At 61.8% G+C, this 16183-nt stretch carries 15 protein-coding genes; 4 read left to right on the top strand and 11 right to left on the bottom strand.

Annotated elements, in window-relative coordinates; genetic code table 11:
• From ACQY7U_RS19270 to ACQY7U_RS19240, 7 genes are all read right to left on the bottom strand, one after another.
• Positions 1-2110, bottom strand: a 2110-nt coding sequence (locus ACQY7U_RS19270) for a methyl-accepting chemotaxis protein (protein ID WP_428647949.1), incomplete at its 3' end; no start/stop codon positions are given.
• Between the two features lie 290 nt (positions 2111-2400).
• Positions 2401-2595 carry a DUF2783 domain-containing protein gene (locus ACQY7U_RS19265; protein WP_428647947.1) on the bottom strand — a complete coding sequence of 65 codons (195 nt, stop codon included), beginning with the start codon at positions 2593-2595 and terminating at the stop codon, positions 2401-2403.
• A gap of 4 nt (positions 2596-2599) precedes the next feature.
• Positions 2600-4210, bottom strand: coding sequence for an FAD-dependent oxidoreductase (locus tag ACQY7U_RS19260; protein WP_428647944.1), 1611 nt, complete (start codon positions 4208-4210; stop codon positions 2600-2602).
• A gap of 23 nt (positions 4211-4233) precedes the next feature.
• Complete coding sequence (locus tag ACQY7U_RS19255) at positions 4234-4758, bottom strand: DinB family protein (protein WP_428647942.1); 525 nt, start codon at positions 4756-4758, stop codon at positions 4234-4236.
• A 3-nt stretch (positions 4759-4761) separates the two neighbouring features.
• Positions 4762-5712: an MBL fold metallo-hydrolase gene (locus ACQY7U_RS19250; protein WP_428647939.1), complete on the bottom strand. Its 951-nt coding sequence runs from the start codon at positions 5710-5712 to the stop codon at positions 4762-4764.
• Positions 5713-5897: 185 nt separating this feature from the next.
• Positions 5898-6914, bottom strand: coding sequence for a fumarylacetoacetate hydrolase family protein (locus ACQY7U_RS19245; protein WP_428647937.1), 1017 nt, complete (start codon positions 6912-6914; stop codon positions 5898-5900).
• A 6-nt stretch (positions 6915-6920) separates the two neighbouring features.
• Positions 6921-7790: an MBL fold metallo-hydrolase gene (locus ACQY7U_RS19240; protein WP_428647952.1), complete on the bottom strand. Its 870-nt coding sequence runs from the start codon at positions 7788-7790 to the stop codon at positions 6921-6923.
• Between the two features lie 352 nt (positions 7791-8142).
• Here ACQY7U_RS19240 and ACQY7U_RS19235 point away from each other — a divergent pair, with 352 nt between their 5' ends.
• The 3 genes from ACQY7U_RS19235 (at position 8143) to ACQY7U_RS19225 (ending at position 11134) form a co-directional block, all read left to right on the top strand.
• Positions 8143-10176 (top strand): methyl-accepting chemotaxis protein, encoded by a 2034-nt coding sequence (locus ACQY7U_RS19235; RefSeq protein WP_428647934.1) that lies wholly within the window; start codon positions 8143-8145, stop codon positions 10174-10176.
• 170 nt (positions 10177-10346) lie between these two features.
• The gene (locus ACQY7U_RS19230) at positions 10347-10661 is read left to right on the top strand and encodes a hypothetical protein (RefSeq protein WP_428647932.1); all 315 of its coding nucleotides are present in this window, start codon (positions 10347-10349) and stop codon (positions 10659-10661) included.
• A gap of 68 nt (positions 10662-10729) precedes the next feature.
• Positions 10730-11134, top strand: coding sequence for a GFA family protein (locus tag ACQY7U_RS19225; protein ID WP_428647930.1), 405 nt, complete (start codon positions 10730-10732; stop codon positions 11132-11134).
• 7 nt (positions 11135-11141) lie between these two features.
• Here the strand turns inward: ACQY7U_RS19225 and ACQY7U_RS19220 are convergent, their stop codons facing one another.
• Positions 11142-12617, bottom strand: coding sequence for a helicase HerA domain-containing protein (locus ACQY7U_RS19220; protein ID WP_428647928.1), 1476 nt, complete (start codon positions 12615-12617; stop codon positions 11142-11144).
• A gap of 267 nt (positions 12618-12884) precedes the next feature.
• Here ACQY7U_RS19220 and ACQY7U_RS19215 point away from each other — a divergent pair, with 267 nt between their 5' ends.
• Positions 12885-13541 (top strand): cupin domain-containing protein, encoded by a 657-nt coding sequence (locus ACQY7U_RS19215; RefSeq protein ID WP_428647925.1) that lies wholly within the window; start codon positions 12885-12887, stop codon positions 13539-13541.
• 138 nt (positions 13542-13679) lie between these two features.
• Here ACQY7U_RS19215 and ACQY7U_RS19210 read toward each other — a convergent pair whose 3' ends face one another.
• The 3 genes from ACQY7U_RS19210 to ACQY7U_RS19200 all read right to left on the bottom strand — a co-directional run bounded on the left by ACQY7U_RS19210 (position 13680) and on the right by ACQY7U_RS19200 (position 16130).
• The gene (locus ACQY7U_RS19210) at positions 13680-14204 is read right to left on the bottom strand and encodes a DUF2867 domain-containing protein (RefSeq protein ID WP_428647923.1); all 525 of its coding nucleotides are present in this window, start codon (positions 14202-14204) and stop codon (positions 13680-13682) included.
• Positions 14205-14549: 345 nt separating this feature from the next.
• Positions 14550-15134: a nitroreductase family protein gene (locus ACQY7U_RS19205; RefSeq protein WP_428647921.1), complete on the bottom strand. Its 585-nt coding sequence runs from the start codon at positions 15132-15134 to the stop codon at positions 14550-14552.
• 72 nt (positions 15135-15206) lie between these two features.
• The gene (locus ACQY7U_RS19200; protein WP_428647918.1) at positions 15207-16130 is read right to left on the bottom strand and encodes a DMT family transporter; all 924 of its coding nucleotides are present in this window, start codon (positions 16128-16130) and stop codon (positions 15207-15209) included.
• Positions 16131-16183: the final 53 nt, after the last annotated feature.

The raw sequence follows: 16183 nt of genomic DNA, 5'->3' as shown, positions 1-16183 counted from the left end.
TCTGGGTCGAGATTTCCTCGGTGGCCTTGGCGGTCTGGGTGGCCAGTTCCTTCACTTCCGCGGCCACGACCGCAAAGCCCTTGCCGGCTTCGCCTGCGCGGGCCGCCTCGATGGTGGCGTTCAGCGCGAGCAGGTTGGTCTGCTCGGCAATCGCCTGAATAAGGCTGACCACCTCGCCGATCTTGGAGGCAGCTTCCGCCAACCCATGGACCTTGCCGTTGGTTTCGTGCACGGCCTCGGTCGCCGAGGTGACGATGTCCGACGATCGGCCGACCTGCTGGCTGATTTCGGCAATGGAGGCAGAGAGTTCTTCCGCGGCACCGGCGACATTCTCCACGCTGAGGCTGGCGTCCTCGCTGACCCGCGAGGTGTCGCCCGCCTGCCGGGCGCTGTCTTCGGCAATCCCGCCGAGCGCAGACGCGGTGCCGGACATGCCCGCTGCCGTCTCATCAAGCGCGCTTACCAGATCCTGAATTTCCTCCCGGAACGCCGCGATCAGGCCTTCGATCTCCTGCTGGCGGGCGTTCTGGGCTTGCCGGTGGGCGTCGGCTTCACCTTCCAGGCGCAAACGTTCACGTGCGTTTTCCTGGAAGACCTGCACCGTGCGGCTCATGTCGCCGATTTCATCCCCCTGGTCGGTCGAGGGGATCACGACATCCGTATCGCCTTCAGCGAGCCGCCCCATGGCTTCGGTCAGGGCGCGCGTCGGCCTGGTGATGACCAGCGACAGGACAAAAGCCAGCAGGCCGCCGGCGACGATGGCGGCGACAAGCGCGGCGGCGATCAGGCCGAGTGCCGTATCGGCCCGGGCATAGGCGCTGTCCGACTGCGCCTCCGTCAGCGCGGTGATCACGCTGCGCACCTTGCCCGCCGTCGCCACGAGGTCCGCACGCGTGGCCTCGAAAGCCTCCTTGGCCGTTACCATACCGGCAAATTCGGCCTCGTAGGTGGCGACTTCCTGTTCGATGGCGGCCACCGCATCGGTGATTTCCGGGAAAGCGGCGCTGTCGGCTTTCAGAGTGTTGGCCAGGTTCTGCAGGATGCCGACACGCGTGACGACATCCTTCGCGCCCATCGACCCGAAGTCGGCGAAGAATTCCATGGTCACCGAACGGATTTCCAGCGACGCCCGCAGGAACTTGGTCACATTGACGTTCACCAGATCGACAATACCGAGCTGGGACGAGGCCTTGCCCGCAATCTTCTTGGCGTCATCCGCCGCGCCATAGACGGTCTTGCGCAGGATGGACGCCTGATCGTGCAGGGCCGACAATCCGGTTTCGAGGTCAGCAGCAACCGTGGAAGCAACAGGGACGGCTTCCGCCCCGTCCTGCTTCGGCAAGGCTTCGGTCAGGCCAGCAGCCAGTTCGGCGAGGCTCTTGACCCTGGCGGGGTCGACGCCTTCGACCTTCAGCTTGGTCGCCTTCTTGGCCCATTTGGACAAGTTACCGGCCCCCTCAACGACGGCCCCTGCGGTTTCCGCAGGCAAATCACCGCCGTTTCCGGCACTTGCAATGACTTCGCCAAGTTCGGCGGCCGTGTCTTCCATATCCGCCAGCAGGCGGCCGAGCTTGTCGGCCCGGTTGCGTGTGCCGGAAGCCTTCTTGGCAGCTCCACCGGCATCGCGCTGGATCTTGCTCATCCGGTCGCTGATCTGCGCGGCCAGGGTTTCCAGTCCGACCGCCGACTTCAGCAGCTTGCCGACCTGTTCCTGCCTGTTGTCGACTGCAGTAACCACGCTGTCGAACTCACCGCTCAATCGGCTGACGAGAGAAATCGCTTCGGCAGTCGCTTCATGTCCGGCGCTGCTGCCAGAGACTTCATCGAGGGAAACCAGTGTCGTCTCGAGCCGGTCGATCCGCTCGCGGGCAGCCTCGGCAAGATCCGGGCTGCGGCCGGAGAGATAAGCTTCCTGCGCCTGCGCCACCTGCTGGAGATCCGCCATGGCCGCGGTGGCTTTCGCGCTGATGCCGGATTGCGACCGCAAACCGAGAATGGCCATCGTCCCGACGGCGCCCACCGCCGCGGCGATCAGGACCATTGTCACGAACCCGCCGCCGACCTTTGCCGAGAAGCGCGCATTCTTTAACGGTGTGAGTAACCTGGACATGTTTCCCCCATGCTTTCCTTAAGTCATGGATCCGCCCGGTGAAGAATTGGTGAAGACACCGCCTTGAAGTCATTGAATTTTATAGCAAAAATAAATAAGCCGGATTTTGTTCTTTGCTCGCAAATAGATATCAATCGCTGCGGATGGAAATATTTTTGCCCGAATTAAATAAAATCGCCACGCATCGGCCGTTTCATCCGCCATCCGGCCGTCGCACGGAAGCCGCCGGGATACTCGCACAGTCATGATCGCGGCCTTTTCCCGCGTTCATGGATGGGGGGCCGGTGATGTCAGTCCTTTTTTCTTGCCGCCCGCAGCAATTCGCGCAGGAGATCCCTGTCGCCGATCTGGTTGGCCATCAGAAGGATCAGCCGCGCATTGTAGGCAACGCTTTCGTCCTTGCTGAGCCCTTCATGGGCAGCCAGCAGGTCGGCATAGAAACCGTCCGGTTCCGACAGATTGGGGTTGGTGACAAATTTCGGCATCGCTTCACTCTCCCTTGCCGATCACTCGGGCCAGCGCCCTTGAAACCTCGTCCCAGTCAAGTTCTGCCCACCGGGCCACCACATGCTGGTCCGGCCGGATCAGGTAGACGGCCTGTTCGGCCTCCCCGAGATAACGCTGCCTCAGCTCCGCGCCGATCGCACCTGCCGGCAGGCTGATCTCCTTCAGGTGGACGCCGTGCAATTCGGACTTGCCGTGAACGCTAGTCCCAAGACCAAGCAGCAGAAAGTCTCCGCCGAGCTTGTCGAGCAGCCAGGCGTTGCCGACGGGCGCATCGACCGCGGGGCTTCCCGGCCGTGTGCGCGCAGGCAAGCCTTTTGCGTCCGGCCCGTTCAGCGGCGAGCCGTCATATATGCAGGGAACCGACAGGCGGCCGGAATTCACAAGCGGCCGGGCAAATTCATAATGTTCTGACAGGTCCAGAACAGCATCGCGGAAGATGCGGCTCATCTCCGATTTCGGCGTGATGAAATCGGTCGAACGGCTGCTTTGAAGGATGTTTTCATCAGCGGCCATTTCCCGCTCGTAGACGTAAGTATCCAGCAGGGTGTCCGGCGCCTTGCCATCCAGCACCAGTTTCAGTTTCCAGCCGAGATTGTCGATGTCCTGGAAGCCGGAATTCGCTCCGCGCGCGCCAAAGGGCGACACCTGGTGGGCGCTGTCGCCGGCAAAGATCACCCGGCCGTGGCGGAACTTTTCCATCCGGCAGCACTGGAACGTGTAGATGGAAACCCATTCCAGATCGAAGTCGACGTCTTCGCCCAGCATCTGTTCCAGCCTCGGAATGACGTTCTCCGGCTTCATTTCCCTTTCCTTGTCGATCTCCCACCCGAGTTGAAGATCGATCCGCCAGACGCCGTCCGGCTGCTTGTGCAGCAGGGCCGACTGGCCCTTGTTGAAGGGCGGGTCGAACCAGAACCAGCGTTCGGTCGGAAATTCCGCCTTCATGACCACGTCCGCGATCAGGAAATTGTCTTCAAAGACGCGGCCGACGAAATCGAGTTCCAGCATCCTGCGGGTCGGCGACCCGGCCCCGTCACAGGCGATCAGCCAGTCGGCCTCGATGTTGTAGGCGCCCTCGACCGTTTCGATGGTGACAATCGTGAAGTCGTCTTCCGGGTGCAGGTTAGCGACCTTGTTGCCGCCGCGGATTTCAACCGGCCTGCCCTCGGCCTGCAAGGACCGGAGCCGCTCCACCAGGTAAAGCTCACAGTAGTATTGCTGCAGGTTGATGAAGGCCGGACACCGGTGGCCTTCCTCGGGCAAGAGGTTGAATTCATAGACCTTCCGGTCGCCGAAAAAGACCTTTCCGGCGTTCCAGACGACACCCTTGCCGACCATCTCGTCGCCGCAACCAAGGCGATCGAAAATCTCCAGGGAGCGTTTTGAGAAACAGATGGCGCGCGAACCGAAGCTGACCTTGTCGTTGTCGTCGAGCACCACCACCGGAATGTCCTTCAGGGCAAGATCGATGGCCATCGCCAGCCCGACCGGCCCCGCCCCGACGACGACCACCGGATGACGGACCGGCCGCTCCGCATCCTGATCCGGCGAGCGCTTGTAGGGATAAAGCGGTACTTCAAACAGTTTCGTCACAGGCTCTCCTCCCGGCTCCTGTGTCAGAAGAATTTGCGGGCGGCCGGGTGCCTGTCGAATTCGAGATAAAACTCGTCCAGTTGCGGCGGAGCGGCACCGGTTCCGGCCAGCATAGCGTGGACTTGGCCTCTATGGTGAATCTGGTGCTGAAAGAGATGAAGCAAAGTGTTGGCAACCGTTTCATGGAAAATGCCGTTCCGGCCCCGGTCCTGCGCGATGCTTCTGTCGAGAACCTCTTCCGACAATCCGTCGCAAAAGCCTATCAGTTCCCGGTCCGTTTTTTCCTGCGCCGTACCGAGTTCCCTTGCTGTGGCAAGATGCGGCGTTTCAAACACCGACAGCCCTTGCCCTTCCTCTTTCAAGGCATCGAGATAATAGCGGTCGACTTCCAGAATGTGATTGAGGGTTTCGCGGATCGAGGGGAAGAAATTCGTCCGTTCCGCCTCGAAGTCCTCCTGGCTCAGGCGGCAGCACGCCTCAAGAAGCCGTTCGTTGGCATAGGCGTTGTTGCGGGCCATGAGGCGGAAATGGTCCAGGGCGGTGGTCATTGCTTACCCCTGCAGGTCCGCCCACATCTTCGCATCCCGTTCCGCCGTCCATATGCGCGGCGTGTCGATGTCGAGGGCTTCGTCATAAGCGCGGGCGACGTTGAAGGGCAGGCAGTGCTCGTAGATCGCGTAGTCGGAGAACTTCGGATCGCATTCGGCCCGGCAGGCGTCCCAGGATTCCTTCAGTGATCCGCCACGCAGGGCAACGCGGGCGACGGGCAGATAAGTGGAGCGAACGAAATCCTTCGTCGAGTCCAGCGCCGCATTGACCATCTTCGGGCCCACCAGCGCATCACCCCGGCCCGGCGCAATGGCATCAAGATTGAACCCGCGAATGCGTTCCAGCGTGCCCGGCCAGTCGTGGAAGTGACCGTCGCCGCAATAACAGGCCGAGTGATATTCGACGATGTCGCCGGTGAACATGACATTGGCGTCCGGCACATAAATGACGATGTCGCCGGCCGTGTGGGCTCTCCCCAAGAACATCAGATCAACCCGGCGTTTGCCGAGATAGACCGACATGCGGTCGGTGAAGGTGGTTGTCGGCCAGGTCAGGCCCGGAATGCTTTCATGGCCCTGGAAGAGGCGCGGGAAGCGGGCAAATTCGCTGTCCCAGTCTTCCTGACCGCGCTCGGCCACCATGGAGCGGGCTTTTTCGCTCATGATCACCGTCTGGGCATTATAGGCCGAAGCGCCAAGAACGCGGACGGCATGATAATGCGTCAGCACCAGGTGCGTGATCGGCTTGTCGGTGACCGAGCGCACCTTCTCGATCACCTTGTTGGCGAGCCTCGGGGTTGCCTGCGCCTCGATGATCATGACGCTGTCATCGCCGATGATCACCCCGGAGTTCGGATCACCCTCGGCGGTGAAGGCCCACAGGTCCCGGCCGATCTCGGTGAAGGAGATCTCTTTTTCGCTCATGTCTCCGGCGGATGCGAATTGCTTGCTCATGGTTCTGTCTCCCTGGGCCAGGGTGGTACCCCCACCCCTAACCCCTCCCCACAAGGGGGAGGGGAACTCGTCCGGTTTCCAATTGCGACCGCTGCGGCACAATCAACATGCGTTTAGGTATTCGCGTCTGCCCTCACCGCAGCAAAATCCCCCTCCCCCTTGTGGGGAGGGGTTAGGGGTGGGGGTCACGCCCCCTCGTATTTCTCCACCGTCTGCTCGATCGCCCCGAAGATTGTGTGGCCTTCGCCATCCATCATCTCGATACGGACCGTGTCGCCAAACTTCAGGAACGGGGTTTTGGCTGCGCCCGAGTCGATCGTCTCGATCATACGTATCTCGGCGATGCAGGAATAGCCGACACCGCCTTCGGAGACCGGCTTGCCTGGACCGCCGTCAAGCTTGTTGGAGACCGTACCGGAACCGATGATCGTACCGGCGCCAAGGGGACGCGTCTTGGCGGCATGGGCGATCAGCTGGCCGAAGTCGAAGGTCATGTCGACACCCGCATTCGCCCGGCCGAAAGCCGCACCATTGAGGTCGACGTTCAGGGCCAAATGCAGCTTGCCGCCCTTCCAGGCATCGCCGAGGACGTCCGGTGTGACGGCAACCGGCGAGAAGGCCGAGGAAGGTTTCGACTGGAAGAAGCCGAAGCCCTTGCCGAGTTCGGCCGGGATCAGGCCGCGCAAGGAGACGTCATTGACCAGCAGAACCAGGCGGATGTAGTCGCGCGCGTCTTCCGCGCTGACGCCCATCGGCACGTCGCCGGTGATGACGGCGATCTCGCCTTCCATGTCGATGCCCCAGGCTTCTTCCTTCATCCGGATCGGATCACGCGGCGCCAGAAAGGTATCCGAGCCGCCCTGGTACATGAGCGGATCGGTCCAGAAACTGTCCGGCATCTTGGCGCCCCGGGCCTTGCGCACCAGTTCGACGTGATTGACATAGGCGGAGCCGTCCGCCCACTGGTAGGCGCGCGGCAACGGCGACAGGGCATCGTGCTCGTGAAAGCGGAGCGTCGGCACGGCGTTGTGGGAAAGACTCTCTGAAAGCAGCTTCAGTTTCGGAGCGACAAGCTCCCAGTCGTCCAGCGCCGCCTGCAAGGTCGGTGCGATATGGGTTGCCTCGGTGCAATACGTCAGTGCGTCATTGACGACGACAAGCTTGCCGTCGCGGCTGCCGTCCTTGAGCGTTGCCAGTTTCATGAAATATCAGCTCCTTTTAATCGTCAGGCCATCATGGCTGACGATTGTCTCTCCCGTGAAGGCTTTTGTTGCCTCCAGCCACTCTTCTTTTTCAAAGCCCGGCAAATCCGCCGGGATCAGGTGGTGAAGCACCAGTTTCTTCGCCGCCGCAGAAACCGCTACCCGGGCCGCATCCGGCGCCATTGTGTGGCTGGCCAGAAGATGTTCGCGCAGGCGCTCGCCGTTACCGGTGATCTCCACGATCTTCTCCACGCCCCGCGCCAGCATGGCTTCATGCACCAGGAGATCGCAATCCTTCGCGAAGTCGGCAAGCGGCGGGAAATAGGCGGTGTCGGCGGAGAAGACCACGGACCAGCCTTCGATATCGAAGCGGAGCGCGAAACAGTCGACCACCGGCGGGTGATCAACCCGGAGGGCAGACACGTTCACCACGTCGTCGCCCAGCGGCACCTCGCCTTCCTGAAGCAGGTGAATTTCGATCAGGTCACGCAGGTCCGGGCGGCCCTCGTCGTCGATCCTGAGGTCAATGTCGTAGCGCATGGAATTGAGGAAACCGTCCCAGTATTCCATGAGATCCGGAGGACCGAACACCTTGACCTGCCTGTTAAGGCCCGTCGTCCAGGCTGTGTGCAGGAGCGGTCCCAGTTCAAGGATGTGGTCGGAATGCATGTGCGTGATGAAGACGAGGTCCAGATCCTTCAGAACGACGCCGGCCTCGATGAGGCCGCGGGTCACGCCCAGGCCGCAATCGACGATGCAGCGGCGGCCTCCGATTTCCAGCAACGAACTCGTCGGAGACGGCCCGCCCGGACGGATGGCCGGACCGCCCTTGGACCCCAGAATGACCAGACGGTCCTCAAGACCTTGCAGTTTCATGTCGTTCATTGTTTTCCAGTTCCCTCCCGGTGTCCCGTCGAATTGTTTGTCCAGCCAACCCCGACAGTCAATGCAATCGTCCTGAAGAGGTGCTTCACCGGTGACAAAGGCTGCGCTGCCGGCTTTCTGATCCCTGATGTCCTCCCGGTTCAGAGACGGGATCAGGGAATGGCCTCATACTTTAGTTACAGATGTAACCAAATTCCCCGGCCCGATCAAGATAATCCCGAAGGGCATTTCCGGCGTGGATCGCACCGGTTTGCCGCCTAAGAAAATTTGCAGAGAGTTTTCGTAAGCTTTGCTTTACGGAGTTTGACCTAAAGTCCGGCAAGACCCACCTTCGGAGCTTTCCATGTCTTTAAGAAATCGCATCTTTTTCGCCTCAAGCGGCGTTTTTCTGGTCGGATTCCTCTCTCTTATTCTTACCGTCACGCTCATGACGCATCAGACCTCGGAGAAAACCGGCGAGCACCTGATTCGAAAGACAGCCGAGGCCCTGGCCCTGGATGCAGGGAAAACGCTGGCTGAAGCGCAGCTGGCCGCACGGGCGGCTGCCGATGCCCTGGAAGGCTTGCAGCAGGCCGGTGTCACCGACCGCAACGCCTATGGCGTCGTGATGCAACACCAGATCAGCCAGAACGAGAAATTCGTCGGTGGCGGCGTCATTCTGGAACCAGACATGGCCGGAGCGGACGCCGACAACGCGGGGGCCAATTTCTCCGACGAAAAAGGCCGCTTCATTCCCTATTTCTATCGCGATGGCGCCAAGGTGGCCTGGGAACCGCTGATGTTCGGCGGCGACAGCGGTTCGGAGGACTGGTACGACAAGCCGAAGAACCTCGGCCACGACACGTTCACCGAGCCCTACACCTATCCGGTCAACGGTGTCGATGTTCTCATGGCAACCGCCTCCTCGCCCATTCTGGACCCGTCGGGACGCGGGATCGGCGGAGCGACGATCGACGTGTCCCTGACCGGCCTGCAGGAAGCCGTCAGCGCCGGGCAGACCTATGAGACCGGGTATGTCGGCCTGTTGAGCGAGGCGGGTGTCTGGATTTCCCATCCCGACAGCAGCCTTCTCGGCAAGACGGCGGACGCCGCAATCGTCGGCAAGATCAAGGCCATGAAGGGCAACGAAGCTTACGCGACCCGGGATGGGATCGCCGAAGCAATCCAGGCCTTTGAGCTGACCGGAACCGGGCAGCGCTGGTTCGTTGTCGTGGCGGTTGCGGAAAGCGAACTTCTGGCAGGCGCGAACTCGACCTTGCAGATGAGCCTGCTGCTGGCGGGCGGACTTCTGGTTGCCGGCACCTTCCTGATGTGGATGCTGGGCGCCACCATTGCCGGTCCCGTCCAGAACCTGACCGCCCGCATGCGCAAGCTGGCGGACGGCGACGTCGAGACGCCGGTCGACTACACCGGCCGCAAGGACGAGATCGGCCAGATGGCAGGTGCGCTCGAGATTTTCGTCGCAAACGAAACCGAGCGCCGCAGCCTGCAGAGTGAGAGCGAGCAATCGCAGCACAACCAGCTTGAGCGCCAGAAGGAGATCGAGGTCCTCATCGAGACCTTTGAAGCAGATGTGCGCACCGTGCTGGAGCAGGTCAGCGGCAATACGGAGCGGCTTGAACACACCGCCTCCTCGCTCGATGCCATTGCCCGGGACACGTCCATGAAGGTGTCTTCGGTCGCCAGCTCCTCCGAGATCACACAGAGCAGCGTCCAGACCGTCGCCTCGGCCGCGGAAGAACTGTCGGCTTCGATCTCCGAAATCGGCCGCCAGATCGAGCAGACCAAGGACGTCGTCAACAGTGCCACCCGCGCGGCCAGCGATTCCAACGACAAGGTTGGCAGCCTCGACACGGCGGCCCAGAAAATCGGCGAAGTCGTCAGCCTCATCCAGGCGATTGCCGAGCAGACCAACCTGCTGGCACTGAATGCCACCATCGAGGCGGCCCGCGCGGGCGAAGCCGGCAAGGGCTTTGCGGTCGTGGCCGCGGAAGTGAAGGAACTGGCCACCCAGACCGCCAAGGCCACCGAGGAAATCTCGACCCAGATCGCCGGCATCCAGTCGTCGACCCGCAATGCCGTCGGCTCGATCCAGGAAATCGCCAGCACGATGGAAGAGGTCAACCAGTTCACGGCCGCCATTGCCGCCGCAATCTCGCAGCAGGGCGATGCAACCAACGAGATCAGCCTCAACGTCCAGCAGGCCGCGAGCTGCACCGACGACATGAGCACCAGCATCGGCGACGTAACGCAGGCTGCCGAGGAAACGAGCACGTCCGCGGCTGACGTCCTCACCGCCTCCCAGTCGGTGACGCAGCAGGCGCACGGCCTGCAGGCGACCATCGCGGACTTCCTGCGCAACGTCCGGGCCGCGTAAGCCTGCCAAACACTGGCCACGAGCCCGCACAAGTCCTTGTGCGGGTTCTTTTTTTGCCTCCTCCGCTGTCACTCTTCCATCTCTGACCAAGCACCCTTCCACGTAAGGCGGGTTGATCCCGTCGCGAAGCTGCGCTAAAAAGAACAAAACACGAACATTTGAGGTAAGCGATGCAGATGGTATCCCCGACGTTCGAGCCCTCCCCTGCGTTGTCTTCGGCAAGAAAACATCAGGACGCGCCGGCTCCGACGGATGTCACGGCGGAGGAAGTGCGCACCATGGTGCTTTACCTGCGCAAGGCACGGGACCGGGCCATCGACATCAGGGACAGGGCTCCGGGCGGCAGTTATCTGGAAGGTGTGCTGACCCGCACCATCGACGGCATCACGCTGGAGCTGTCCCAGCTCGACTACCTGCTCGCGCGCAAGCCGGTGGATACTGCGGCTGAGGTTTCCGCAAGGCGGCGGATGCGGCCCGCGATCTGACATTTGCGAACCATTGTCGTGAATGCTAGTGCCATGTCCGCATGTTTTACGATAATGGATTTTCAGCCATGAACAGCCACACCGGCTCCTGCCTATGCGGTGCCGTCGAGTTCAGGATCGACGGTGATTTCGAACACTTCTTCCTGTGTCATTGTTCCCATTGCCGGAAAGACACGGGCACAGCCCATGCCGCCAATCTTTTTTCGGCAACCGCGAAACTGGAGTGGGTCTCCGGCGGCGACCTGGTCAAGGTCTTTACCTTGCCTGGAAGCCGTCACGCCAAGGGGTTTTGCAGAAATTGCGGCTCGGCGCTCCCCAACCTTCAGATGGAGGGCAAGTTGCTGGTGGTTCCCGCTGGCAGCCTGAACACACCGGTCGAGATTAAGCCTGCTGCCCATATATTCACGGACAGCAGGGCCGACTGGGATGCAGAGCTGGAACACGTTCCATCATTTGACGGTCTGCCCGGATAATTTCCCGTCAGGCCGCCGCTTCGTCGCCGGGGGCCGTCTGCCATCCCAGATCCGTCAGCGTGACGATGCGATTGCCGCGCAGGTCCGTGGCGCAGACGAGAAAACCGCGTTCTTCCATATGGCTGAGCAGCCAGCGCGCCCGTCCGGGTGAGCGCGTGCCGTAGGCCGTGGCAATTTCGATGTTTCCCGGGCACGGTGCCTTCGCAAGCGCCGCCTTGGCCAGCAGCAGGTAGACGCCGCGCATGTCCTCGGGCAGCTCGGAGGCGATCAGTTCCGCCTGGGCCCAGGCTCCGTCGTCCATCTCGCCCTTTTCGACGCCCGCCCTGGCAACCGAGAGCTTTTCCCGGAAGGTCTGCAGGTCCGGAGCGCCTCCCGGCAGCTTGGAGATCCGGCAACGGACCTGGAAGTCCTGATAGAGCGTCGCGATCGGCTGGAAGGCGGCTTCCTCGTCTTCCAGGATGCCGGCGATGATCTCGGCGATCTTGTCCTCGCGCTCACCGAAATCAAGCAGGTTTTCAGCGACCGGCGTCTCGGCTTCGCTCGCCCGCTCCGCATTGGTGAGCTGGTCGAGAACCTCGCCGGTCGAGACGACCGGTTCAATGAAGCGCTGGCGCACCGGCTGCACTTCATCTGCGCCGGGCGTGAAAATGAGATCCTTGGCGTCTTCCTTGGGCTGTTCCGGCAGGGGCATCAGTTTCGGACTGCCGCCCCGGCCCATGGTTTCCACCGGCCCGATCTTGACCGGCACGGGACGCCGCGACATGGCTGGACCCAGAGCGATGAAATGGCCCCGGTCGAGGTTGCGGAAGCTTTCCGCCTGCCGGCGTTCCATGCCTAAAAGGTCGGCCGCCCGGGCCATATCGATGTCGAGGAAGGTCCGGCCCATGAGGAAGTTGGAGGCCTCGGCGGCAACGTTCTTGGCAAGCTTTGCAAGGCGCTGCGTGGCGATAATGCCGGCAAGCCCGCGCTTGCGGCCGCGGCACATGAGATTGGTCATGGCGCCGAGCGAGCGGCGGCGGGCCTCCTCGGTAACCTCGCCGGCGGCGGCCGGAGCAAAAAGCTGGGCTTCGTCGACGACTACCAGCATCGGGTACCACAGATCCCGGTCGGCATCGAAGAGGCCGTCGAGGAACGTGGCTGCGGCTTTCATCTGCCGGTCGGCGTCCAGCCCTTCCAGGTTCAGGATCACGGACACCCGGTGCTGGCGCACGCGGCCCGCAATCATCTGCAGGTCCTTTTCCGTGCCGACCGCATCCACCACCACGTGTCCGAACTTGTCGGCGAGCGATACGAAATCGCCTTCGGGATCGATGATGGCCTGCTGCACCCAGCTTGCGGACTGTTCCAGGAGCCGCCGCAGCAGATGCGATTTTCCGGAGCCGGAATTGCCCTGCACCAGAAGGCGCGTTGCCAGCAGTTCTTCCAGATCGAGCCCGGCCCGCTTGCCGCCCGTCATTTCACCGATATCGATTTGTACCGTCATGCGTCCACTTCAAGCACAGCTTCTGCCGCGTTGCGGATTCTCCGTCAGTTGATGCCAAGCAGTGCGGTAGTCAGCACGATTCCTTGCCAGTTGCAAAGCCGGGACCGCCTGAAACCGGGGTTTTCCCTGAATTCCACTGCACGCGCTTCGCTCATACGGGCGGTTCACGTTGATTTCAATTCCTGTTTCTTCAATTGTTGGATCGAACCACCATGTCTGACCAGACAGACTGGCGGCGAGAACGCGATCTCGTGAGGAGGGACCGGAATGAAAATTCACGCTGACCTGACAGAGCGTGCCGAGGTCGACAGCGCGACGCTCGAGTGGGTGCCCTCCCCGATGGCAGGCGTCGAGCGGCGCATGCTGGAACGGGACGGCGACGAGGTTGCGCGGGCGACCAGCCTTGTCCGCTATGCGCCGGGATCGGCCTTTTCCGCCCATGAGCACGACCTCGGTGAGGAATTTCTGGTGCTGGACGGGGTCTTTTCAGATGAAACGGGCGACTTCCCAAAAGGCATGTATGTGCGTAACCCGCCAGGCTCCCGGCACATTCCTTCCAGCGAACCGGGGGCGGTCATCCTGGTGAAGCTGCGTCAGATGCGGCCTGAGGACGATGCCTATGTGCGGGTGAACACGCTTGATCCGACCGGCTGGCAGGAGGGGCGCCCGGGAGAACACATCCTGCCCTTGTTCATCCGCCCGGACGAGGAAGTCGTCATGCTCGACTGGGAAAGAGGTGCGCAATTGGATGAGCAGGACTTTCCCGGCGGAGTGGAGTATTTCGTGATCGAAGGCAGTTTCGAGGACCAGTCCGGCCACTACGACCAGGGCACCTGGCTGCGCCTGCCGGCGGGCAGCCGTCAGACCATCCGCACCTCACAGGGCGCGCGCGTCTGGCGGAAATCCGGGCATCTGCCCGGCTGAACGCGGCGCCCCGAGGCATGAGCTTCGCGCCTTCGCAGGTGCCTACACTCATCCCCTCTCATCCTGAGGAGGGTCGACAGGTCTGACTTGAAGGAGGAGGAAGAGGTGGGGTCGGTGTCGGTCGCGTGCCGAATCCGGTCAGGCCGCTGCCGGTGACGCTTTCACCGCCTTGTCCAGAACCGATTTCACGATCAATTTGTGAAACGGCAGGATCAGCGCAAGATAGGCATGGCCGAAGACATTATGGCGCCTGCAGCAGGTGGCGGCATAGATCCGCTGCGCGTCCCGCAAGATCGTCAATCGGAAATCCTGGTGCCAGTCGTCTTCGCCAAGAATGATCTCGTCAGGTGCGACCTGATAAATCTTGAAGAAGCCGATCCGCTCTCCGACGCCGCGCCCGGCGACCGGCGTTGGCGCCTGTTCCATCGCCAGGGCTTTTCCGGACTTCATGCCGACGAACCGGGCAACTCTGTCGCGCAGGGCCATCAGGTTCCGCATCCAGGCGATATCCGCATTCAGGATGAGATCCGCAAGAACGCGCATGTCGGCGTTCTGAAGATCATGATGCTCTCCCAGGGAGACGGAATAACAATCCAGAAAATCGCCGGGAGCACGATAAGCGTAGAGCAGGCTCCTGTCGGGCAGCGTATCGGCTTCGCTCATGGCGGCTCCAGCGTATTGGTTGTTCCGGTTGAAGGAATACACCCATACCTTCCGAAATACGCCGTGCGGATTGCCGCAGTCTTCTTTGAAATTAGATTTTGAAATCAACTCCAACCGGCCCCTCCGTTCGTCCTTCCGGACGCAGCGGAGATCCGGGACCGGGGGGCCCTGGACAATGCCTCAAAAAAGAAACGAACCTGGACGCCTGCGCCTCTCCGATCCCGGCTCGCACTGCGCTTGGCCGGGATGGCTACGGAAAGGAACGATTTTGTCAGGGGCAAAGACGGCAGCTCTTTCGGGCTGCCGTCAAACCGCCCATTGGATAGGCCCTGCGATGCCCGGAAGCTAGGCCCACGCACCGGCAAAGGCGATTTCTGTGAGAGGCTTGCGCCCGCTTGGCGTTTCACGGACCTGCAGGACTTCCGGCAACCGGGCGGCATCGCCCTGCTTGCCGATGGCAATCGCGATTTCCGGCTTGTAGCGTTCCGGAACACCCAGTTTTTCATGGATGTCGTCCTTCAGGATGCCTGCCATCGCATGAGCGTGATAGCCAAGCACCGTCGCCTGCAGGGCGGCATGCGCCCAGGCGGATCCGGCATCGAAGGAGTGGGCGCCATTGGCCCTGTCCGGCTTGCCGTCCTGGCCTTCCACGATGGTATCGGTGAAGAGGTAGACAAGCGCGGAGGCGTTTTGCGCCCAGTCGCGGTTGAACGGATTGAGCAGGTCAACGAGGGTCTGCCAGCCGTCGTCAGCACGCCTTGCATATACAAAGCGCCATGGCTGGATATTGAAGGCGGACGGAGACCAGCGGGCGGCCTCCAGAATTGTCTTCAGGTCCGCTTCCGGCATTTCGGAGCCGTCAAAGGCGCGGGGCGACCAGCGGTTCACGAAAAAATCCTGGACCGGATGATCGGGTGTACGGGCAGTCATGTGTCGTTCTCCAGCTTCGATAAGAGCGGTGCCGCTCCGGTGCGCTGGAGATAGGGTGTTTTTATCTTTATATCAAGATACTTTTTCTCGAGATAAAATCAGATCTGTCCCGCTGCGCCCTTCTTCGGGGCCGGATCGCCCGGCAACCGCCGGCGCAATCAGGATCGCGAAAAGGACCATCGCTGCTGAAAAAACCTCACGAACTCCGACCGTTTCACCAAAAATCAGCCAGCCGACAAGGAACATGGTGGGGAGTTCGAAACTGCCCGCAGCGGCCGAGCGCACAGGCCCCACCTTCTGGCAGGCGATGGTGAACAGCAACTGCGGGATGAGCGCGGTCGTAAGACCCATCGCCACGATAAGTCCCAGCTGGTTCGCGGACGTCGGCAGTACCGACCCGTTGCCTTCCTGCAGCGCCATCGGCAGCAGTCCGGCGATTGAGCCCAGGAGGCCGCAGCATGTGCGCTCCAGCGCGTTGAGCCGGCCGGCAAGTCCGCTCAGGACCACCACCAGAAATCCGAAGGCAATCGGTGCCGGGATGGCCCAAAGCAGGGCGGAAAGCGCTTCCGGCGACAGGGACGAGGGATCCAGGAGAAGAGCGGCGGCGCTCAGAACCAGCCCGGCAGCGGCAAAGGACCGCCAGCTCAACGCTTGCCCCAGAAGCCCCCATGCAAACAGTGCCGCGAAAACGGGATAGGACATGTAGACCACGCCGGCGGCAGCAAGCGGTGCGCGGTTGATGGCTTGCAGGTACCCGATCACGCTGAGCCCGAGGACAGCCCCTGCCCCCGCGACGAGCAAAGCGCTGCCCCGCTTTTCCTTCTCAAGCGGCAGGAAGGGCAGGAGAAACAGCGCGGAAAAGCCAAACCGGTACAGCGCCACGGTGGCAGGTCCCGCGCCAAGTGCCTGCAGTTCCCTGACGAAGACGGGAACCAGCCCGAAACAGGCAGCGGAAGCGACGATGACGAGGGTCGCGGTTCTGGTGGTGAGGGTCATTCTGGGGAGCGTCTTGAACATCATGACTTGTCGATAGCGCGTCCGGTGATATA

This window comes from Roseibium sp. (genome assembly GCF_050301095.1).
Lineage (GTDB): Bacteria > Pseudomonadota > Alphaproteobacteria > Rhizobiales > Stappiaceae > Roseibium.
This window is presented reverse-complemented; position numbering and strand designations above follow the sequence as displayed.